Source organism: Streptomyces sp. NPDC096013 (assembly GCF_044763565.1).
In the GTDB taxonomy this organism is placed as follows: Bacteria; Actinomycetota; Actinomycetes; order Streptomycetales; family Streptomycetaceae; genus Streptomyces.
In genome coordinates this window covers 328,969-348,483 of sequence record NZ_JBIWGK010000003.1, presented here as the reverse complement: position 1 = coordinate 348,483, position 19,515 = coordinate 328,969, and the positions used below count along the sequence as shown (strand labels likewise).

Sequence of the window (19,515 nt, the reverse complement as noted above, 5' to 3'; positions counted from 1 at the left end):
CAACGTTGAGCACCGCCGCGACCCGCACCACAGGACCCGACCACCTCTGGACGGTGGACGAGCACCTGGAGGACATCCTCGCGACCGTCCGCCCCCTGGACCCCATCGAGCTGCAACTGCTCGACGCCCAGGGCTGCGTCCTGGTCGAGGACATCATGGTGCCGGTCTCGCTCCCGCCCTTCGACAACAGCTCGATGGACGGGTACGCGGTGCGGGTCACGGACGTGGCGGGCGCGAGCGAGGAGTACCCGGCCGTCCTGACGGTCATCGGCGACGTCGCGGCAGGCCAGGCCGAGTCCCTCCATGTGGGCCCCGGCGAGACCGCCCGCATCATGACCGGCGCCCCCCTCCCGCCCGGCGCCGAGGCCGTCGTCCCCGTGGAGTGGACCGACGGAGGCCTGGGCGAGGGCCCGGTCACCGGCATGCGGGCCCGCAGCCAGTCCCCCGAGGGTGCCGGCGGCCATGTGCACGTGTACCGCTCGGCCGAGGCACGCGCGCACGTACGCGCGCTGGGTAGCGACGTGAAGGCGGGCGACCGCGCCCTGGAGGCCGGCACCGTCCTCGGCCCCCCGCAGATCGCCCTCCTCGCCGCGATCGGCCGCGGCACGGTCCGCGTACGCCCCCGCCCGCGCGTGGTCGTCATGTCCACCGGCAGCGAACTCGTCCAGCCCGACGAGCAGTTGGGCAACGGCCAGATCTACGACTCGAACAGCTTCGCCCTCACCGCCGCCGCCCGCGACGCCGGAGCCATCGCCTACCGGGTGGGCGCCGTCGCCGACGACGCCGAGACCCTCCGCTCCACCATCGAGGACCAGCTCGTCCGCGCCGACCTCATGGTCACCACCGGCGGCGTGAGCGTCGGGGCGTACGACGTCGTCAAGGAGGCGCTGTCCTCCGTAGGGGACGAGGACGAGGAGGGCGCCGGGATCGACTTCCGCAAGCTCGCCATGCAGCCCGGCAAACCCCAGGGCTTCGGCTCCATCGGCCCCGACCACACCCCGCTGCTGGCCCTCCCCGGCAACCCGGTCTCGTCGTACGTCTCCTTCGAGCTGTTCGTCCGCCCCGCGATCCGCACCCTCATGGGCCTGGACGACGTGCACCGTCCGAGGACCCGGGCCACGCTTACCGCGGACAAGGCACTGACCTCCCCGAAGGGGCGCCGGCAGTTCCTGCGCGGGACGTACGCGGACGGCGCGGTCACCCCCGTGGGGGGCGCCGGATCGCACCTCGTGGCGGCCCTGGCACTCGCCGACGCGCTGATCGTCGTCCCCGAGGACGTCGAGTCCGTGGAGCCCGGCACCGAGGTCGACGTGGTCCTGCTCGGCTGAGTACCGCTCGTTGGCGGTACCGTGTCGCGCACAACACGCCCGGACCGGGAGCGCCACACAGCATGACTGAGCCTTTCCGGGGGAGCACCCCCGGACCCCTCGCGCACGACCGACTGACGCACATCGACGACGCGGGCGCCGCCCGCATGGTCGACGTGTCCGGCAAGGACGTGACCGCGCGCACCGCCACCGCCACCGGACGCGTCCTCGTCTCGCCCCGCGTGGTCGAACTGCTGCGCGGCGAGGGGGTCCCCAAGGGCGACGCCCTCGCCACCGCGCGCATCGCCGGGATCATGGGCGCCAAACGCACCCCGGACCTGATCCCGCTCTGCCACCCGTTGTCGGTGGCGGGTGTGAAACTGGATCTGTCGGTCGCGGACGACGCCGTACGCATCCGGGCCACCGTGAAGACGACGGACCGCACAGGCGTCGAGATGGAGGCGCTCACCGCGGTCTCCGTCGCCGCGCTCACCGTGATCGACATGGTCAAGGCGGTCGACAAGGGAGCGGTCATCACGGACGTGCGCGTGGAGGAGAAGACGGGCGGCAAGTCGGGCGACTGGAGCCGGACATGACGCCCGGCGACACCGTGCCCGCGCCGTACCGCGCCCTGGTGGTCACGGCCTCCAACCGGGCCGCCACCGGTGTCTACGAGGACAAGGGCGGCCCGCTGGTCGCCGACGGCCTCAGGAGCTTCGGCTTCGCGGTCGAGGGGCCGCGGGTGGTGCCCGACGGCGACCCCGTGGAGGCCGCGCTGAGAGCCGCCGTAGCGGCCGGTTACGACGCCGTCGTCACCACCGGCGGCACCGGCGTCTCGCCCACCGACCGCACCCCGGAGGCGACCCGCGCGGTCATCGACTACGAGGTGCCGGGCATCGCCGAGGCCATCCGGGCGTTCGGACGCGAGAAGGTGCCGACCGCGGCACTCTCCCGGGGGCTCGCCGGCGTCGCCGGGCACACACTGATCGTCAACCTTCCGGGGTCCACCGGCGGGGTGAGGGACGGTCTCGCCGTCCTGGAGCCGCTGCTGGCGCACGCCGTCGACCAGATCCGCGGCGGCGATCACCCCAGACCCGCCGACACCAGTGGGGGTGCGAGCTGAACAGCCCATCCTGGCCTGCCGTGCTGGTGGACGGCGACATCGTCCTGAGGCCGATAAAACTGCGCGACCAGCGGTCCTGGCGCGAGGTCAACCGGCGCAACCGGGACTGGCTGCGCCCCTGGGAGGCGACGATTCCGCCGCCCACCCCCAGCGGGCCGATCGCGCACCGGCCGACATACCGGCAGATGGTCCGGCATCTGCGTTCCGAGGCGAACTCGGGCCGGATGCTGCCGTTCGTCATCGAATACCAGGGGCGCCTGGTCGGGCAGTTGACGGTCGCCGGGATCACCTGGGGTTCCATGTGTTCGGGCCACATCGGTTACTGGGTGGACGAGTCGGTGGCCGGGCGCGGAGTGATGCCGACGTCCGTGGCACTCGTCGTCGACCACTGTTTCCGGGCCGTGGGACTGCACCGCATCGAGGTCTGCATTCGCCCGGAGAACGCTCCCAGCCGCCGGGTCGTCGAGAAACTCGGATTCCGTGAGGAGGGGCTCAGGCCCCGTTATCTCCACATCGACGGCGCCTGGCGCGACCACCTCGTCTTCGCGCTCACCGCGGAAGAGGTGCCCGAGGGGTTGCTGAGCCGCTGGCAGCGGGCACGCTCCCGGAGTACCCCGCACGACAATCCCGCATAGCCCGGAGGGCGGAAGTCCGGGACTCCGGAAATGGAATAAGTGTTCGAAAGTGATCGACGGATGACCGTCTAAGGGCAATGAATTCGCCAACCAGGCGGCCTGTTGATCGCATCGGTCACAAAAAAAGCTCGAAATATCAGCCAGATCGTGCGACACACCGGCTCAATTGGCAGATGGCCTCACGCAAACCCCTCTACCGTGTGAGGCGTGAGCAGCAGCGGCCTCATCTACGCAGTCATTGTCGGGGCCTGGGCCGCCTACTTGGTGCCGATGTGGCTCCGTAGGCAGGACGAGCTGAACGAGGCCCGTCCGACGGAACGCTTCAGCACCGCCATCCGGCTGCTGTCCGGACGGGCGGGAATGGAGCGCCGGTACGCCAAGGACCTGCGGGCGCGCTCCGCCGAGGAGGGGGAGCCCAGCGCCGACGCCTCGGACGCCGTCACCGACTCGGTGGACGTCCGGGCCTTCGCCATGCCCCCGGTCCGTCCCCAGGTGCACGCACCCGTCCGCCAGCAGAGCCAGGAACGGCCGGAAGCGGCGCGCGAACCGGAACGCGGAGCGGTCCGCGAATCCGAGCGCGCGGCGGCGCGGGAGGCGGCGCGCGAGTCCGAGCACGTGCCGGTCCGCGAACCGGCACGCGACCAGGCGCCCAAGTCGGCACCCCAGCAAGCCCCCGCCTCCGCCTCCGCCAAGGCGCCCAAGTCCCCCTCCGCGTCCGCGCGCAAGCGCGTGCCGGTCGCGCGACGCAGCCCCGCCGAGGAGGCCGCGGCAGCGCGCGCCCGGCGTGTGAAGGTGCTCGCGCGCCGCAGACGTACCACGGTGATGCTCTTCCTCGCCTTCACGCTCGGCGCGATCGTCGCGGCGGTCGGCGGGCTCGCCCTGCTCTGGGCGCCCGGAGTGCCGGCGGTACTGCTCAGCGGATACATCGCCTACCTGCGCACCCAGGAACGCCGCCGGTTCGCCTACCAGATGGACCGGCGCAGGGCCGAGGTCGCCGCGCAGCGACTGCGGGAACGCCAGCCGCGTCGGCGTGCGTCCGTGGACGCCTCACTCGACGACGCCGAGGAGGGCCCGGAACCGGAGACCGACCCCGGGCTGTCCGCGCTCGCCGCCGACCGTCGCGCCCTCGTCGAGCAGACCGACCACGCCGAGTGGGTCGACCAGCAGCGCGAGCGGCAGCGCCGGCCGGGGCAGGGCGACAGCTGGGACCCGGTACCGGTCCCGCTGCCGACGTACGTCACCGCGCCGGTCGCACCGCGCGCCACGTCCGACGTGGACCTCGGGGCGCCGGACGCGTGGAGTTCGGCCCGGTCCAGTTCCGTGGCGCCGGAGCAGGAGGCGCAGTCGGGTGCGCGGGACGATCGCGACGCCCAGCGCGCCCACGACGTTCAGGACGAGGACGCGGAGGACGCGTCGGACGACAGGACGACGGGGGACGGCCGTACCGACGCCCGCCGCGCAGCCTCCGCCCGCCGTGCCCGCGAGCGGGGCCGCACCCCGCTGTTCGATCAGTACGAGGACGGCGAACGGCCCCGCGCGGCCAACGAGTGACCAGGCAAGGAACGGATTTCCAAGCACCCTGACGGGGATGCTAGAGTTTCACTCGTTGCAAGGGCCTGTGGCGCAGTCTGGTAGCGCACCTCGTTCGCATCGAGGGGGTCTGGGGTTCAAATCCCCACAGGTCCACCGCAATGACTGTTCTTGAGTTCGCTCAGGGGTAGTTGACGAGATCCCGTACGATCTTCATGATCGGGCGGGATCTTCGTCGTTTCCGGGGGCCGTCGCCCGCAGCCGAGTTGGGGTCATTCGGCGGCGAGGCGAACCACCGCCGATGGGCGGGGCGGGCGCCGGGCGGCCCGGAGGACGCACCCCCGGCCGCGTCATCACCCGCCCGGCGGCACTGACCCGCCCGCCGGACCCCGCCCCCGCCGCAAAACCGCTCAAAGCTTCTTCGCGAAACACCGGCTGTCCGCGTGGAAGCGGTAGTAGCCGAACTTCGCGCAGGGCTCGTAGCCGCTGGAGGTGTAGAGGGCGATGGCCTCCGGCTGCTTGGTGCCGGTTTCCAGGACCATGCGGGTGCGGCCGGCGGCGCGGGCGTTCTCCTCCAGGGTGGCCAGCATGCGGCGGGCGAGGCCCAGGCCGCGGGCCTGCTCGATCACGTACATGCGCTTGAGTTCGGCGTCGCCGTCCTCGTTGCCCTCGTCGTTGGCGTCCTGGGTGCGCCAGCCGCCGGTGGCGACGGGGGAGTCGTTCTCGTCGTACGCGATCAGGTACACGCCGTTCGGTGGGGTGAAGTCCGCCGGGTCCAGGGTGGTGGCGTCGCCGCCGTCGCCGTAGCGGGCGTGGTATTCCGCCTGGACCTGGTCGTCCAGCTTCACGGCGTCGGGGTGGTCGAACGGGACGGGGCGTATATTCATGCCAGATATCGTACTTCTATGCGTAGGGAGGGTCTGCGGAGGACTCTGAAGGTCCGCGCAGGGTGGATCCGGACTCCGTCCAGTGTGCCGGTATTGTGCCCGGGTGCTCACTGTGACCTCTGCCAATGTGAACGGACTGCGGGCCGCCGCGAAGAAGGGCTTCGTGGAGTGGCTCGCGGAGACCTCCGCCGATGTGCTCTGTCTTCAGGAGGTGCGGGCCGAGCCGCAGCAGCTGCCGGAACACGTCCGCGCCCCCGAGGGCTGGCACGTCGTGCATGCCCCGGCCGCCGCCAAGGGCCGTGCGGGCGTCTCCCTCTACAGCCGGCGTGAGCCGGACCGGGTCCAGGTGGGGTTCGGGTCGGCCGAGTTCGACGGGAGCGGTCGTTACGTCGAGGTCGACCTGCCCGGTGTCACGGTCGCGAGCCTCTATCTGCCCTCCGGTGAGGTCGGTACCGGGCGGCAGGACGAGAAGGTGCGGTTCATGGGCGAGTTCCTCGCCTATCTGAAGGGACTGCGGGAGCGGTCCGCGGCCGACGGGCGTGAGGTCGTCGTCTGCGGTGACTGGAACATCGCCCACCACCCCGCGGACCTCAAGAACTGGCGGGCCAACCAGAAGAGTTCCGGGTTCCTGCCGGAGGAGAGGGAGTGGCTGGGCACCGTCTTCGACGCCGGGGACGGCGGGTACGTGGACGTCGTGCGCGGGCTGCATCCCGATGTCGAGGGGCCGTACACCTGGTGGTCCTACCGGGGGCGGGCGTTCGACAACGACAGCGGCTGGCGCATCGACTACCACGTGTCGACGCCGGGGCTCGCGGCGAAGGCGGTCAAGGGCTTTGTCGAGCGTGCGGCCACCCATGGCGAGCGGTGGTCGGACCACGCGCCGGTGACGGTGGTCTACGACCTCTGACCGGTGGTCTACGGCCCTGGATCGTCTGATAGGTGGTCTACGACCCCTGATCGGCCTGGCGGAGTCGGCGGTCCATGGCCATCGACAGTTCCGCCTCGACGACGCTCTTCGCGAGGGGGCGCAGTCGTTGCAGGTCGTCCGGGGTGCGGCCGCCGGAGATGACCAGGCCGGTGAAGAGTTCGGCGAGGGCGTCGGTGTGCTCGCGGACACGGCGGCCCGCGGCGAGGACGTCGGCGAGGGGGATGCCCTCGCGGACCAGTGCGGCCGTGACGTCCAGGAGGCGGCGGCTGATGTGGACGATCTCGCTGCCGTCGGTGCCGAGGTAGCCGAGTTCGAGTGAGGCGGCGAAGTTCTCCGGGGTGGCCTGGTCGCCGAAGTAGTCGGCGAGGGCCTCCGGGGTGAGCCGGACCGGGGTCTCCTCGGTGGGGGCGCCGACGCCGAGCAGCTCGCCGACGTTGCGGCCGTGGTCGAAGGCCTCGGCGAGTTCGGCGATGCCGTTGAGGGTGTGGCCGCGTTCCAGGAGCGCCGAGATGGTGCGCAGACGGGCCAGGTGTGTCTCGTCGTACCAGGCGATACGGCCCTCGCGGCGCGGTGGGTGGATGAGTTTGCGCTCGCGGTAGAAGCGCAGGGTGCGCACGGTGATGCCGGCCTTCGCGGCCAGTTCCTCCATGCGGTACTCGCGCTTCTCCGTCTGCTCCGCCTTCTCCGCCACGCCCGCACCCTACGTCGTGGCCCGGGGGCGCGCGTGGGCGGCCGTTGATTCAAATGCCCTCGCCCCGACCCCTACCCATCGGTAAGGAGCTGCTCTACGCTCCGATTGCGCCAGTGTTCACTGGCGCGGTCGCTTGGTCGTATGGAAGGGCACGGGATGACCGAACACGAGCATGTGCGGGTGGCGGTGATCGGGTCCGGGTTCGGCGGGCTGGGAGCCGCGGTGCGGCTGCGGCGCGAGGGCGTCACCGACTTCGTCGTCCTGGAGCGCGCCGACAGCGTGGGCGGGACCTGGCGGGACAACAGCTATCCCGGCTGCGCCTGCGACGTACCGTCCCATCTGTACTCGTTCTCCTTCGCGCCGAACGCCGAGTGGCCGCGCACGTTCTCCGGGCAGGGGCACATCCGCGCCTACCTGGAGCACGTCACGGACGTGTTCCGGCTCCGGCCGCACCTCCGCTTCAACAGCGAGGTGAAGATGATGACGTGGGACGCGGAGCGGTTGCGGTGGGACATCGAGACCACCAGTGGTTCGTACTCCGCCGACCTCGTCGTCTCCGCGACCGGGCCGCTCTCCGACCCCAAGGTCCCGGACGTGCCGGGGCTCGACACCTTCCCCGGTGAGGTCTTCCACTCGGCGCGCTGGGACCACGACTACGACCTGCGGGGCAAGCGGGTCGCCGTGGTCGGCACCGGGGCCTCCGCGATCCAGATCGTGCCCGCGATCCAGCCCGAGGTGGGGCGGCTCACCCTCTTCCAGCGCACCCCGCCCTGGGTGATGCCCCGCGTCGACCGTGAGATCAGCGGCGCCGAGCGCGCCCTGCACCGCGCGCTGCCCTTCACCACCCAGGCCCGGCGCGGACTGCTGTGGGGCATAAGGGAGTTGCAGACCCAGGCGTTCACCAAGCGGCCCGACCAGCTCGCCCTGGTGGAGCGGCTGGCCAAGCGGAACATGGCCCGCGCCATCAAGGACCCGGCGCTGCGCGCCAAGCTCACCCCCGACTACCGCATCGGCTGCAAACGCATCCTGCTCTCCAGCGCCTACTACCCGGCGCTCGCCCGCCCCAATGTCGACGTCGTGGCCAGCGGGCTGAGCGAGATCCGGGGTTCGACGGTCGTCGCGGCCGACGGCACCACGGCCGAGGTCGACGCGATCGTCTTCGGTACGGGCTTCCACGTCACGGACATGCCGATCGCCGAACGCGTTGTCGGCGTGGACGGGCGGACGCTGGCCGAGGCCTGGCAGGGCGGTATGCAGGCGCTGCGCGGGACCTCCGCGGCCGGGTTCCCGAACTGGATGACGGTCATCGGGCCCAACACCGGCCTGGGCACGTCCTCCATGATCCTGATGATCGAGTCCCAGCTGAACTATCTCGCCGACTACATACGGCAGTTGGACGTCCTGGGCGGACAGGTCGCTCTCGACGCCCGCCCGAGCGCCGTCGGCGCCTGGAACCGGTGGGTGCAGGAACGCCTGAAGCGGACCGTGTGGAACACCGGCGGCTGCACCAGCTGGTATCTCGACGCGAGCGGCCGCAACACCACCATCTGGCCCGGTACGACGGCCGAGTTCCGCAAGGCGACCCGGCGAGTGGACCTCACCGAGTACGAGGTCGTCCGGGCGCGGACCCGGTCGGCGGAGGCCGCTGAGACGGAGGTGGCCAGCGCGTGAGCAGGCTCATGCATGTCAGCACCGGGGTGTACGCCCCGCCCACTCCCGTACGGGAGTTGACCGTCACCTCGGCCGACGGCTCCCGGCTGCACGTCGAGGTGCACGGACCCGAGGAGGGCGTGCCCACCGTCGTCCTCGCGCACGGCTGGACCTGTTCCACCGCGTTCTGGGCCGCGCAGATAAGGGAGTTGGCGGTCGACCACCGGGTCGTCGCCTACGACCAGCGGGGCCACGGGCGCAGTCCCGCGTCCCTCGCGCACAGCACCGACGCGCTCGCCGACGACCTGGACGCCGTACTGGAGAAGACGCTTCGGGGCGGGGAGAAGGCGGTGGTCGCCGGGCATTCCATGGGTGGGATGGCGGTGCTGGCGGCTGCTTCGCGGGCGCGGTTCAGGGAGCATGTGGTGGCCGTTCTGCTGTGCAGCACGGGGAGTTCGCGGCTGGTGGACGAGTCGCTCGTGGTGCCGTTGCGGGCCGGGCGGGTGCGGAGCTGGCTGACCCGGAAGGTGCTCGGGTCGCGGGCGCCGCTCGGGCCGGTCACGCCGACCGCGCGGCGGGTCCTCAAGTACGCCACGATGGGCGCCGGTTCGGCACCCGACATGGTCGAGGCGTGCGCGCGGATCGTGCACGCGTGTCCGCGGGGTGTGCGGCACGCGTGGTCGGAGGTCCTCGACTCGCTCGATCTCGAGCACGGCGTACGGGAGTTGACGGTGCCGACGGCCGTCGTCGTCGGGACGGCGGACCGGATGACACCGCCGGTGCACGCGCGGGGGCTGGTCGCCGCGCTGCCGCAGTGCGTCGGCGTGACCGAACTTCCGGGGCTCGGCCATATGACGCCCGTCGAGGCGCCCGGGCTGGTGAGCGCGAAGATCCGTGAACTGGCCGCCACGTACGCGCGGTTCAGTCAGGGCGATCAGGTCAAGGAGGGCGCATGAGCAGGGTGAGTCTTGAGGGACAGGTCGCGGTCGTGACCGGGGCCGCGCGGGGTGTCGGCGAGCTGCTCGCCCGCAAACTCTCCGCGCGCGGAGCCAAGGTGGCGCTCGTCGGGCTGGAGGCGGACGAGCTGAAGCAGGTCTCCGAACGGCTGCACACCGACAGCGCTCACTGGTACGCCGACGTCACGGACCACGAGGCGATGGCGCGGGTCGCGGCCGAGGTCAAGGAGCGGTTCGGGAAGGTCGACATAGTCGTCGCCAACGCGGGCGTCGCCAGCGGGGGGCCGTTCCTCGACTCCGATCCGGTCGCCTGGCGGCGGGTGATCGAGGTCAATCTGATCGGGTCCGCGGTGACCGCGCGGGCGTTTCTGCCCGTCCTGGTGGAGAGCCGGGGGTATCTGCTGCAGATCGCCTCGCTGGCCGCGATCACTCCGGCGCCGATGATGACCGCGTACTGCGCGTCCAAGTCCGGCGTCGAGGCGTACGCGCACAGTCTGCGGGCCGAGGTCGGGTACAAGGGCGTGCGGGTCGGGGTCGGGTATCTGTCGTGGACCGACACGGACATGGTGCGCGGGGCCGACCAGGACGACGTCATGCGGGAGTTGAGGTCGCGGTTGCCGTGGCCGGCGAACAAGACATATCCGCTGGGGCCGGCCGTGGACCGGATCGTCGCCGGGATCGAGCGGCGGTCCAGCCATGTGTACGGGCAGTGGTGGCTGCGCGGGATGCAGGGCGTGCGGGGGTATCTGCCCGGGGTCATCGGGTCCGTGGGCCAGCGGGAGATGCGGCGGTTCGGGGCGCGGCTGGACGGGATGCGGTCGGGGCTCGTCGGGGCGGGCGGGGCGGCGGACGACGCGGCTCGGGCTACTCAGCGTGACTGATCGAGATGCGGGGGGTCACCGGGCGTGTGAATCTGGATGAGGCCCCAACGACGGGGTCATGAATCCCCCACCTGCACGGGAGTGAACCCACATGGGTATGAAGGACCAGTTCCAGGACAAGGCCAAGGACCTCGCCGACAAGGCGAAGGAGCGTATGGACCAGGGTAAGGACCAGGCGCGGGACCGGGGGCAGCAGCGGGAAGAGGACGTTCAGCGTCACGGTCAGGGTGCGCGCGAGCGTATGGACCGGGAGATGGACCAGGACTACGACGCGTAACTGCTCGTAGCCTGATCGCGTGGGGCGCCCTGTGGTTGAGGGCGCCCCACGGTGCGTTGTCGGGTGCGGGTCCGGTGGGGGCTGGGCGCGCAGTTCCCCGCGCCCCTTAAGACGTCACCCTTCCCCCGTGTCTCAAGAGCGTGGGGGGAGTTTTGGGCGGGAGCGGTTCGGGACGTCGCTGTGGTCCGGCGGGGTTGCCGGGGGGTGGATGGCCAGGAGGTCGAGGGCCAGCTTGATGGCGTCGTCGAGTTGGGCGTGGCGGCCCTCCGCCCAGTCCAGGGGGGTGCGGAGGATCTCCAGGTCCGGGGTGACGCCCCGGTTCTCCACCGACCAGCCGTATGCGTCGAACCAGGCCGCGTTCATGGGGACCGTGATCACCGTGCCGTCGCCGAGTTCGTGGCGGCCGGTCATGCCGACCACTCCGCCCCAGGTGCGCTGGCCCACCACCGGGCCGAGTTTGAGCAGCTTGAACGCCGCCGTGATCATGTCGCCGTCCGAGGACGTCGCCTCGTCGGCCAGGGCGACCACCGGGCCCCGGGGCGCGTTCGAGGCGTAGGACACCGGTTGGGCGTTGCGGGTGAGGTCCCAGCCGAGGATCGTGCGGGTCAGTTTCTCCACCACCAGCTCGCTGATGTGGCCGCCCGCGTTGCCGCGTACGTCGACGATCAGGGCGGGGCGGGAGACCTCCAGGCGCAGGTCGCGGTTGAACTGGGCCCAGCCGGAGCCGCCCATGTCGGGGATGTGGAGGTAGCCGCAGTGGCCGCCGCTCAACTCCCGTACCACGGCCCGGCGTTTGGCCACCCAGTCCTGGTAGCGCAGGGGGCGTTCGTCGATCAGCGGGACCACGGCGACTCGGCGTGCCCTGCCCTCGCCTTCCGCCGGGGTGAAGGTCAGCTCCACCGTGGTGCCGCCCGCGGCCGCCAACAGGGGGTACGGGCCGGTCAGTTCGTCCACCGGGCGGCCGTCGACATGGGTCAGGATCGCGCCCTCCCGGATGCCGGTGCCGGCCAGCGGTGAGCGGGCCTTGGAGTCCGAGGACTCACCGGGGAGGATGCGGGCCACCATCCAACCGCCGTCCCTGCGCACGAAGTTGGCGCCCAGCAGGCCCTGGCGGCGCTGGTAGTGGGGCGGGCCCTCGTTGCGGCGGGACGGGGTGACGTAGGCGTGCGAGGTGCCCAACTCGCCCAGGACTTCCCGGAGCAGGTCCGCGAAGTCGTCGGGGGAGGCGACCCGGTCGACCAGCGGGCGGTACTGGTCCAGGACCCCGGTCCAGTCGATGCCGCACATCTGCGGGTCCCAGTAGTACGCGCGGATCAGACGGCCCGCCTCCTCGTACGACTGGCGCCATTCGGCGGGCGGGTCCACCTCGTGGAGGATGCGGCGGAGGTCGATCCAGACCGTGGAGTCGCTGTCGCCTGACTCCGTCGAGGGGACCGCGCGCAGTTCGTCCTCGTCGACCACGACCAGCCGGGAGCCGTCGCCGCTCACCGCGAACCAGTCCAGGTGATCCACGAGTTCGGACTTCTTCGCCTTGCTGATGTTGAAGTACTCGAGGGTCGGGCGGCCGCTGGTGTCGTCCGGGTTGGCGAAGGTCTCGCCCAGCGCGCCGGAGATCGGCCAGCGCAGCCAGACCAGGCCGCCGCCCGAAACCGGGTACAGCGCCGAGTACTTGGAGGCCGCGACCGGGAACGGCGTGACCCTGCTCTCCAGGCCCTCCACCTCCACCGTCACCGTGCCGTCCGCGCCCTCGTCGTCCTCCGCCGCGTCCAGGCCACCGGCGGCCGGGCGGCCCTCCGGGGTCAGCGCGAAGGGGGAGGGCGTGGCCGAGGAGAGCGGGACGAGGTAGGGGCGGCAGCCGAGCGGGAAGGACAGGTCGCCGGTGTGGACGTCGTAGACAGGGTCGAAGCCGCGCCAGGAGAGGAAGGCGAGGTAGCGGCCGTCCCTGGTGAAGACCGGGTTCTCGTCCTCGAAGCGGCCGTTGGTGACGTCGACGATCAGACGGTCCTTCATGCGGGCCATCTTGATCTGGCGGAGGCTGCGTCCGATGCCCGGGTGGGACCAGGTCAGCCAGCTGCCGTCGGGAGAGAAGGCGAGGTCGCGGACGGGCCCGTTGATCGAGCGGATCAGCTCCGTCACTTCGCCTCCCCCAGACTCCGTCCGGGAGGTGCCCCCAGAGTCCTCCGTCGCGTCCAGGAGCAGGAGCCGGCCGTCGTGCGCGGCGATCGCGAGGCGTTCGCCCGCCGTGTCCGACACCAGCTCCAGTACGCGGCCCACCTCGCCGGAGGCGAGTCGGCGGGGCTCGCGGTCGCCGGTGGCGCGGGGGAGGTAGGCGATCTCGATCGCGTCCTCGCCCTCCGCGTCCGTGACGTAGGCGACCTGGCCGCCGGAGCCGAGCATCTCGGGGAGGCGGACGCGGACGCCCGGGGTGTCGGTGATGGTGCGGGCGGGGCCGTCGCGGTGGGTCAGCCAGTACAGGCTGCCGCGGACGACGACGGCGCTCGCGCGGCCCGTCTCGTCGACCGAGATGCCGTCGACGTGCTGGGCGGCGGGGACTTGGTACGTACGGCGCCCGGCGCGCGGCCCGCTCAACCGCACGTCCAGCTTGCGCGGGGTCGACGTGGGGGACAGGTCGTCGACGATCCACAGGTCGCCGGCGCACTGGTACACGACGCGGCTGCCGTCGCTCGCCGCGTGCCGGGCGTAGAAGGCGTCGTGGTCGGTGTGGCGGCGCAGGTCGGAGCCGTCGTAGGAGCAGGAGTAGAGGTTGCCGACGCCCTCGTGGTCGGAGAGGAAGGCGATACGGCCGTCGACGAACATCGGGGAGTGCAGATGGCCTTCGAGGTCGGCGAGGAGGCGGCGGCCGTGCAGCCAGAGGCGGCCCATCGCGCCGCCGCGGTAGCGCTTCCAGGCGGCCGGTTCGTGGGGCGGGGTGCCGGTGAGGAGCAGGGTCTGGTGTTCGCCGTCGATGTCGGCGAGCTGGATGTCGGCGACCGGGCCCCAGGGGAGCCGGCCGCCGGGGTCGCCGTCGGTGGGGACCTTGTGGGCCCAGGTGAAATAGGAGAACGGTTCGCCGTGCGAGGCCACCGCGAGGATGTCGCCGTCGGGGGTCCAGCCGCAGACCTGGGTGTCGGCGCTGCCCCAGTACGTGAGGCGGCGGCCGGGGCCGCCCTCGACCGGCGCGAGATGGATCTCCGGGACCAGGCTGCGCCAGCTCGTGTAGGCGATGTGGCGGCCGTCGGGCGAGAAGCGTGGGTGGCCGACCTTGGTGCGGTCGACGGTGAGGCGCCAGGCGCGGCCCCTGCCGTCGAGGGGGGCCAGCCAGAGGTCGTCCTCGGCCACGAAGCTCAGGAGGTCGCCACTGAGGTGCGGCAGGCGCAGATAGCTCACGTCCCTATGCTTTTCCGGGGGACGGACCGGAGCAACTTGTGAAAAATCCCTGGGGGTGACCCAGCACACGTACGAAACGGTTTCGTTTCGTTGTGGAGTGCGCTACATTCGTGACTACGAGGTAGGTACGAAACCGTCTCGTTCGGACCCGGAGAGGTGAGTGGCATGACTGAAGTCGCAACGGCGCGTCGCAGTCGCATCACGCCCGAGCGCGAGGCCGAGCTGTACGCGGCCGTGCTCGACCTGCTCCGGGAGGTCGGCTACGACGCCCTCACCATGGACGCCGTGGCGGCCCGCACCCGGTCGAGCAAGGCGACGCTCTACCGCCAGTGGGGCGGCAAGGCCGAGCTGGTGGTGCGCGCCATGCGGCACAGCAAGCCGGGACGGGTCACCGACGTCGACACCGGGACCCTCCGGGGCGACATGCACGCAATGGTGACCCGCGAGGACGACTGCCGGATGGAACAGAACTCCGCGCTGATGCGGGGCCTGGCCATGGCCACGCACAACAACCCGGACCTGCTGCGGGCGTTCCGCGAGCTGATGGTCGAACCGGAGATGGAAGAGTTCCGGATCGTCATGCAACGTGCCGTCGACCGGGGTGAGGTCCGTGCGGACTGCCCGGCGCTGCAATACGTCGTGCACATGATGATCGGCGCCTTCGCGACCCGGACGCTCATCGATGACCAGCCGCCGACCCAGGCATACCTCACCTCGTACATCGACGCCGTCGTGCTCCCCGCTCTCGGCGCACCCACCTCCTGACCCACCCACAGCACGCCCACCTGACGTAACCGCTCACGTCGTCGGGCCGATCACCCGTGTCCCCAACCGGTTGATCACCCCTGCCCCGAAGAACCCCCACGACCTGACCGGGAGTACGCCCTCGTGGCCACGTTCCTCTACAAAGTCGGCCGGCTCGCCTTCAGGCGACGGCACTACGTCGCCCTGCTCTGGATCGCGCTGCTGACCCTCGCGGGAGTCGGCGCGGCCAGTGCGCCCACCGCCGGCGCCTCCTCCTTCTCCGTACCGGGAACCGAGGCCCAGAAGGCCTTCGACCTGCTGGAGCAGCGCTTCCCCGGGATGAGCGCCGACGGCGCCACCGCCCGGGTCGTCTTCAAGGCCCCGGCCGGCGAGAAGCTCGACATCGGCGCCAACAAGGCCACCGTCGAGAAGACCGTCAAGGACCTCGGCGACGGCTCCGAGGTCGTCTCGGTCGCCGACCCCTTCAAGGGCAAGGCCGTCAGCAAGGACGGCACGATCGCCTACGCGTCCGTGAAGTACAAGGTCTCCGGCATGGAGCTGAAGGACGCCTCCAAGGACGCCCTCACCGACACCGCGGAACAGGCGCGCAAGGCCGGACTCACCGTCGAGGTCGGCGGTGACGCGCTCACCGCGACGCCCGAGACGGGCTCCACGGAGATCATCGGCATCGCGATAGCCGCCGTGGTCCTCGTGATCACCTTCGGCTCCCTGCTCGCGGCCGGGTTCCCGCTGCTCACCGCGCTGATCGGGGTAGGCATCGGCGTCTCGACTATCACCGCCCTGGCCAGCGCCCTCGACCTCGGCACCACCACCTCCACCCTCGCGATGATGATCGGCCTCGCGGTCGGCATCGACTACGCCCTGTTCATCGTCTCCCGCTACCGGGGGGAGCTGGCGGAGGGCCGCGAACGCGAGGAGGCGGCCGGACGAGCGGTCGGTACGGCGGGCTCGGCGGTGGTCTTCGCGGGCCTCACGGTCGTGATCGCCCTGGTCGGCCTGGCGGTCGTCAACATCCCGATGCTGACGAAGATGGGCGTGGCAGCGGCCGGCACGGTCGCGATCGCGGTCCTCATCGCCCTCACCATGATCCCGGCGCTGCTCGGCTACGCCGGCAAGAAGATCAAGCCCGCCGGCCAGAAGAGCAAGCTCCTGGGCGGCGGACGCGCCAAGGCCGCCGAGAAGTCGGCCCGCCCGAACATGGGCACCCGCTGGGCGAGCTTCGTCGTACGACGCCCGCTCGCGGTGCTGCTGCTGGGCGTGATCGGACTCGGCGCGGCGGCGATCCCCGCGGCCTCCCTCGAACTGGGCCTGCCCGACGACGGTTCGCAGCCCACGTCCACCACCCAGCGCCGGGCCTACGACCTGCTGTCCGAGGGCTTCGGTCCCGGGTTCAACGGGCCGCTGATGGTCGTCGTCGACGCGAAGGACAGCAAGACCCCGAAGGCCGACGTCACCACGGTGACCGACAAGATCAAGGCCCTCAAGGACGTCACCACCGTCACCCCGGCGAACTTCAACAAGGACGGCGACACCGCGACGATCACCGTCGTCCCGGACTCCAAGCCGTCGTCCGTCACGACCGAGGACCTCGTCCACGGCATCCGTGACGCGGGAGCGCAGGTCAAGACGGACACCGACTCGTCGGTCCTGGTCACCGGCACCACGGCGATGAACATCGACGTCTCGCAGAAACTGAACGACGCGCTGATCCCGTACCTGATCCTGGTGGTGGGCCTGGCGTTCCTCCTCCTGATCGTGGTCTTCCGCTCGATCCTGGTCCCCCTGAAGGCAGCCCTCGGCTTCCTGCTGTCGGTCATGGCGGCACTGGGCGCGGTCGTGGCGGTCTTCCAGTGGGGCTGGCTGTCGGGCCTGATGGGCGTCGAGGAAACCGGCCCCGTCATGTCGATGATGCCGATCTTCATGGTCGGCGTGGTCTTCGGACTGGCCATGGACTACGAGGTGTTCCTCGTGACCCGCATCCGTGAAGCGCACGTCCACGGCGAGAAGCCCAGCCAGTCGATCGTCACCGGCTTCCGGCACAGCGCCCGCGTGGTGACCGCGGCGGCCGTCATCATGATCGCGGTGTTCTCCGGCTTCATCAGCTCCAGCGAATCCATGATCAAGATGATCGGCTTCGGCCTCGCGATCGCCGTCTTCTTCGACGCGTTCGTGGTCCGCATGGCGATCGTCCCGGCGGTGCTCGCGCTGCTCGGCAAGCGGGCGTGGTGGCTGCCGAAGTGGCTGAACCGGATACTCCCCAACGTGGACGTCGAGGGCGAGGGCCTGCGCGGACTCGACTCCAAGGACTCCGACCCCGACGAGGACCGGGAGCTGGTCCGGGCCTGAGGCGGCTGCCGTGAGGCACTGAGGCACCGGTCCACCCGTCTGCCGCGTCACCGAGTCCTAGTGACGCGGCAGACCGCGTCCGCGGAGGCGCCGGCATTCCCCGGAGCCGTTGTCGGTGGCCGGCGCTAGCGTGTCGGGTATGACCACCCTCACAGCACGTCCCCGCACCGCGTTGCTGGTGATCGATGTCCAGGTCGGCGTCGTGGCCGAGGCGTACGCGCGTGACGCGGTCGTGGCCGCCATCGCCGGGCTCGTGGACCGGGCCCGCGCGGCATCCGTGCCGGTCGTCTGGGTCCAGCACCACGACGACAACGTGCCCCAGGGCAGCGAGGCCTGGCAGTACGTCCCCGAACTCACCCGCCGCGACCCCGAACCCCTCGTCCCCAAGAGCTACCCCGACTCCTTCGAGGGCACCTCCCTGGAGCAGGTCCTCGCCGAGGCACAGGTCGGACACCTGGTCGTGGCGGGCGCCTCCACCGACGCGTGCATCCGCTCCACGATCCACGGCGCCTTCGTACGCGGCTACGACGTGACGCTCGTCGGCGACGCCCACACCACGACGGATCTGAGCGGGTGGGGGGCGCCGGTGCCGGAGCAGGTCATCGCGCACACGAATCTGTACTGGAAGTATCACGAGGCGCCTGGGCGGACGGCTGCGGTTGTTCTGGCTGAGGGGGTTACGTGGGGGTAGGGCCACTCGCTTCTTGGTCAGTGTCGGGCTTCCGCGGCCCGAGTAAAGGGCGCTCCGCTGCGCTGCGCGTCGCCTTCGGCGATGGCCCTGCGGGCCACCCTTGACTCGGTCCGCTCCAGCCCGTTTGAGAAGCGAGCGAGTGGCCCGGAGGAATGGGTGGCCAGGTGTCTACGCCCCTGCCTGTACCGGCTTGTGGGGCGGTGTGTGGGGTGCGCGGTCGCGTCTCGCCAGCACGCCGGGCCGGCTTAGCGGCCAGCGGTGAGTGGGTGGGGTGCGTGTGCGTCGCGGGTGGGCGGTGAGTGGTCAGCGGTCGGTCGGTCGATCGATCGGTCCGTCTGTGGGTGGGTGGGTGCTGGAGGCTGTGGGTAAATCTAACCGGTGTCGGATGCGATGACCGGTTAGAAAAGACCCCAGCCTACGGCGCACCTTCGCCCCCGGCCCGGCCCGCCTCACCTCCCTGCCGTCCCCACTTCCCCCTCCCTCCTCCCCCTCCCTCCTCCCCCTCCCTCCTCCCGCTCCCCATCACCCTGCCCGCCCCACCATCCCCGGTGTCTCTGGAGGCTGGCTGAGCCATCCACTCAGGGTTGGCCGCTGAGGCGAGGTGGCGTGCTGGCGAGGCGCGAGCGCGTTCCCCCGTACCGGTGCGGAACGCAGTGCAGGCAAGGGCGTAGACACCTGGGTCACCCATTCCTCGGGGCCGCTCGCTCGCTTCTCAAACGGGATTGCGGGAGGCGAGTCAAGGGTGGTCCGCAGGGCCATCGCCGGAGGCGACGCGTAGCGCAGCGGAGCGCCCTTTACTCGGCTTCCGCAATCCCGACACTGGCCAAGAAGCGGGCGGTCCGGCGGTAGGAACTCGGTCGCCGGGCCAGTGGACCCACCGCTACCGTGCACCCCATGAGCATGAACGACACCGAAGACGGCAACACCGGCGCGAACCCCCGATTCGCCGACGCGCTACGGGAGTTGGGACTCGCGGAGCTGCTCGGTCGTATTCGGCGCTTTCCGGATGCCACCCGTACCGCCGCCGAGGCCGCCGCTGCGATCGGGTGTGAGCTGAGCGAGATCTGCAAGTCCCTGATCTTCGCGGCGGACGGGGTTCCGGTCCTGGTGCTGATGGACGGCTCGTCCCGGGTGGACCTGGAGCTCGTCCGGCGCGAACTCGGCGTCGAGAAGGTCACGCGGGCCAAGGCGGACGTCGTACGCGAGACCACCGGGTACGCCATCGGAGGTGTCCCTCCCTTCGGACACCGTACGAAGACCCGAGTCCTCGCCGACCGGTCCCTGCTCGCGCACGACATCGTGTGGGCCGCCGCCGGCAATCCGCACGCCGTGTTCCCCATGGAGCCCAAGGAACTCGTCGCCCACGCCGGCGCCACCCTCGCGGACGTGCGCGAACAGACCCCGTGACACCGGGAGATCGCCGCCGCCCTGCTGCCCGTGGCCGGTATCGGGCTTGTGGGG

The 19,515-nt window shown here is 70.9% G+C and carries 17 protein-coding genes and 1 tRNA gene; 15 read left to right on the top strand and 3 right to left on the bottom strand.

Annotated elements, in window-relative coordinates; translation table 11 throughout:
* The first annotated feature begins 5 nt into the window (after window positions 1-5).
* From glp to ACIRB1_RS13060, 6 genes are all read left to right on the top strand, one after another.
* Entirely contained in the window at window positions 6-1,328 is a 1,323-nt protein-coding gene (gene glp / locus ACIRB1_RS13085; protein ID WP_352181838.1) for a gephyrin-like molybdotransferase Glp, read from the top strand.
* Window positions 1,329-1,390: 62 nt separating this feature from the next.
* On the top strand, window positions 1,391-1,903 hold the full coding sequence (gene moaC, locus ACIRB1_RS13080) for a cyclic pyranopterin monophosphate synthase MoaC (protein ID WP_403465580.1): 513 nt from the start codon (window positions 1,391-1,393) through the stop codon (window positions 1,901-1,903).
* Window positions 1,900-2,430 carry a MogA/MoaB family molybdenum cofactor biosynthesis protein gene (locus ACIRB1_RS13075; protein ID WP_352181836.1) on the top strand — a complete coding sequence of 177 codons (531 nt, stop codon included), beginning with the start codon at window positions 1,900-1,902 and terminating at the stop codon, window positions 2,428-2,430. The genes moaC and ACIRB1_RS13075 overlap by 4 nt, the downstream gene beginning before the upstream one ends.
* A 20-nt stretch (window positions 2,431-2,450) precedes the next feature.
* Window positions 2,451-3,065 carry a GNAT family protein gene (locus ACIRB1_RS13070; RefSeq protein WP_352181835.1) on the top strand — a complete coding sequence of 205 codons (615 nt, stop codon included), beginning with the start codon at window positions 2,451-2,453 and terminating at the stop codon, window positions 3,063-3,065.
* A gap of 207 nt (window positions 3,066-3,272) precedes the next feature.
* A complete protein-coding gene (gene glpR / locus ACIRB1_RS13065; protein WP_403465578.1) occupies window positions 3,273-4,616 on the top strand; it encodes a gephyrin-like molybdotransferase receptor GlpR in 1,344 nt (447 codons plus the stop codon).
* A gap of 61 nt (window positions 4,617-4,677) precedes the next feature.
* Window positions 4,678-4,751: transfer RNA gene (locus ACIRB1_RS13060), tRNA-Ala, on the top strand.
* A gap of 254 nt (window positions 4,752-5,005) precedes the next feature.
* On the opposite strand, the gene ACIRB1_RS13055 is transcribed toward ACIRB1_RS13060, so the two are convergent.
* Window positions 5,006-5,482 carry a GNAT family N-acetyltransferase gene (locus ACIRB1_RS13055; RefSeq protein ID WP_352181833.1) on the bottom strand — a complete coding sequence of 159 codons (477 nt, stop codon included), beginning with the start codon at window positions 5,480-5,482 and terminating at the stop codon, window positions 5,006-5,008.
* Between the two features lie 103 nt (window positions 5,483-5,585).
* On the opposite strand from ACIRB1_RS13055, the gene ACIRB1_RS13050 reads away from it, so the two are divergent.
* On the top strand, window positions 5,586-6,389 hold the full coding sequence (locus ACIRB1_RS13050) for an exodeoxyribonuclease III (RefSeq protein WP_352181832.1): 804 nt from the start codon (window positions 5,586-5,588) through the stop codon (window positions 6,387-6,389).
* Between the two features lie 37 nt (window positions 6,390-6,426).
* On the opposite strand, the gene ACIRB1_RS13045 is transcribed toward ACIRB1_RS13050, so the two are convergent.
* Window positions 6,427-7,059 carry a MerR family transcriptional regulator gene (locus ACIRB1_RS13045; protein ID WP_403465785.1) on the bottom strand — a complete coding sequence of 211 codons (633 nt, stop codon included), beginning with the start codon at window positions 7,057-7,059 and terminating at the stop codon, window positions 6,427-6,429.
* Between the two features lie 198 nt (window positions 7,060-7,257).
* On the opposite strand from ACIRB1_RS13045, the gene ACIRB1_RS13040 reads away from it, so the two are divergent.
* From ACIRB1_RS13040 to ACIRB1_RS13025, 4 genes are all read left to right on the top strand, one after another.
* A complete protein-coding gene (locus ACIRB1_RS13040) occupies window positions 7,258-8,772 on the top strand; it encodes a flavin-containing monooxygenase (RefSeq protein WP_403465577.1) in 1,515 nt (504 codons plus the stop codon).
* Window positions 8,769-9,707, top strand: a complete 939-nt coding sequence (locus tag ACIRB1_RS13035) for an alpha/beta fold hydrolase (protein ID WP_403465576.1) — start codon at window positions 8,769-8,771, stop codon at window positions 9,705-9,707. Before ACIRB1_RS13040 ends, ACIRB1_RS13035 begins: the two co-directional genes overlap by 4 nt.
* Window positions 9,704-10,588: an SDR family oxidoreductase gene (locus tag ACIRB1_RS13030; RefSeq protein ID WP_352181829.1), complete on the top strand. Its 885-nt coding sequence runs from the start codon at window positions 9,704-9,706 to the stop codon at window positions 10,586-10,588. The genes ACIRB1_RS13035 and ACIRB1_RS13030 overlap by 4 nt, the downstream gene beginning before the upstream one ends.
* 97 nt (window positions 10,589-10,685) lie before the next feature.
* A complete protein-coding gene (locus ACIRB1_RS13025) occupies window positions 10,686-10,865 on the top strand; it encodes a hypothetical protein (RefSeq protein ID WP_403465575.1) in 180 nt (59 codons plus the stop codon).
* Between the two features lie 132 nt (window positions 10,866-10,997).
* Here the strand turns inward: ACIRB1_RS13025 and ACIRB1_RS13020 are convergent, their stop codons facing one another.
* On the bottom strand, window positions 10,998-14,252 hold the full coding sequence (locus ACIRB1_RS13020) for a S41 family peptidase (protein ID WP_403465574.1): 3,255 nt from the start codon (window positions 14,250-14,252) through the stop codon (window positions 10,998-11,000).
* Window positions 14,253-14,417: 165 nt separating this feature from the next.
* Here ACIRB1_RS13020 and ACIRB1_RS13015 point away from each other — a divergent pair, with 165 nt between their 5' ends.
* The 4 genes from ACIRB1_RS13015 to ACIRB1_RS13000 all read left to right on the top strand — a co-directional run bounded on the left by ACIRB1_RS13015 (window position 14,418) and on the right by ACIRB1_RS13000 (window position 19,461).
* Window positions 14,418-15,017, top strand: a complete 600-nt coding sequence (locus ACIRB1_RS13015) for a TetR/AcrR family transcriptional regulator (protein ID WP_352181826.1) — start codon at window positions 14,418-14,420, stop codon at window positions 15,015-15,017.
* A gap of 123 nt (window positions 15,018-15,140) precedes the next feature.
* Complete coding sequence (locus ACIRB1_RS13010) at window positions 15,141-17,363, top strand: MMPL family transporter (RefSeq protein WP_403465573.1); 2,223 nt, start codon at window positions 15,141-15,143, stop codon at window positions 17,361-17,363.
* A 139-nt stretch (window positions 17,364-17,502) separates the two neighbouring features.
* Complete coding sequence (locus ACIRB1_RS13005; RefSeq protein ID WP_403465572.1) at window positions 17,503-18,054, top strand: cysteine hydrolase family protein; 552 nt, start codon at window positions 17,503-17,505, stop codon at window positions 18,052-18,054.
* 894 nt (window positions 18,055-18,948) lie between these two features.
* Complete coding sequence (locus ACIRB1_RS13000; RefSeq protein WP_352181889.1) at window positions 18,949-19,461, top strand: YbaK/EbsC family protein; 513 nt, start codon at window positions 18,949-18,951, stop codon at window positions 19,459-19,461.
* The last annotated feature ends 54 nt before the right edge of the window (window positions 19,462-19,515 follow it).

Excerpts from the sequence above, each read along its gene's own strand:
- ACIRB1_RS13025 (WP_403465575.1), top strand. The coding sequence starts at position 10,686 with ATGAAGGACCAGTTCCAGGACAAGGCCAAGGACCTCGCCGACAAGGCG.
- ACIRB1_RS13045 (WP_403465785.1), bottom strand. The coding sequence starts at position 7,059 with ATGGAGGAACTGGCCGCGAAGGCCGGCATCACCGTGCGCACCCTGCGC.
- ACIRB1_RS13005 (WP_403465572.1), top strand. The coding sequence starts at position 17,503 with ATGACCACCCTCACAGCACGTCCCCGCACCGCGTTGCTGGTGATCGAT.
- ACIRB1_RS13055 (WP_352181833.1), bottom strand. The coding sequence starts at position 5,482 with ATGAATATACGCCCCGTCCCGTTCGACCACCCCGACGCCGTGAAGCTG.
- ACIRB1_RS13000 (WP_352181889.1), top strand. The coding sequence starts at position 18,949 with ATGAGCATGAACGACACCGAAGACGGCAACACCGGCGCGAACCCCCGA.
- ACIRB1_RS13040 (WP_403465577.1), top strand. The coding sequence starts at position 7,258 with ATGACCGAACACGAGCATGTGCGGGTGGCGGTGATCGGGTCCGGGTTC.
- ACIRB1_RS13015 (WP_352181826.1), top strand. The coding sequence starts at position 14,418 with ATGACTGAAGTCGCAACGGCGCGTCGCAGTCGCATCACGCCCGAGCGC.
- ACIRB1_RS13075 (WP_352181836.1), top strand. The coding sequence starts at position 1,900 with ATGACGCCCGGCGACACCGTGCCCGCGCCGTACCGCGCCCTGGTGGTC.
- ACIRB1_RS13030 (WP_352181829.1), top strand. The coding sequence starts at position 9,704 with ATGAGCAGGGTGAGTCTTGAGGGACAGGTCGCGGTCGTGACCGGGGCC.
- moaC (WP_403465580.1), top strand. The coding sequence starts at position 1,391 with ATGACTGAGCCTTTCCGGGGGAGCACCCCCGGACCCCTCGCGCACGAC.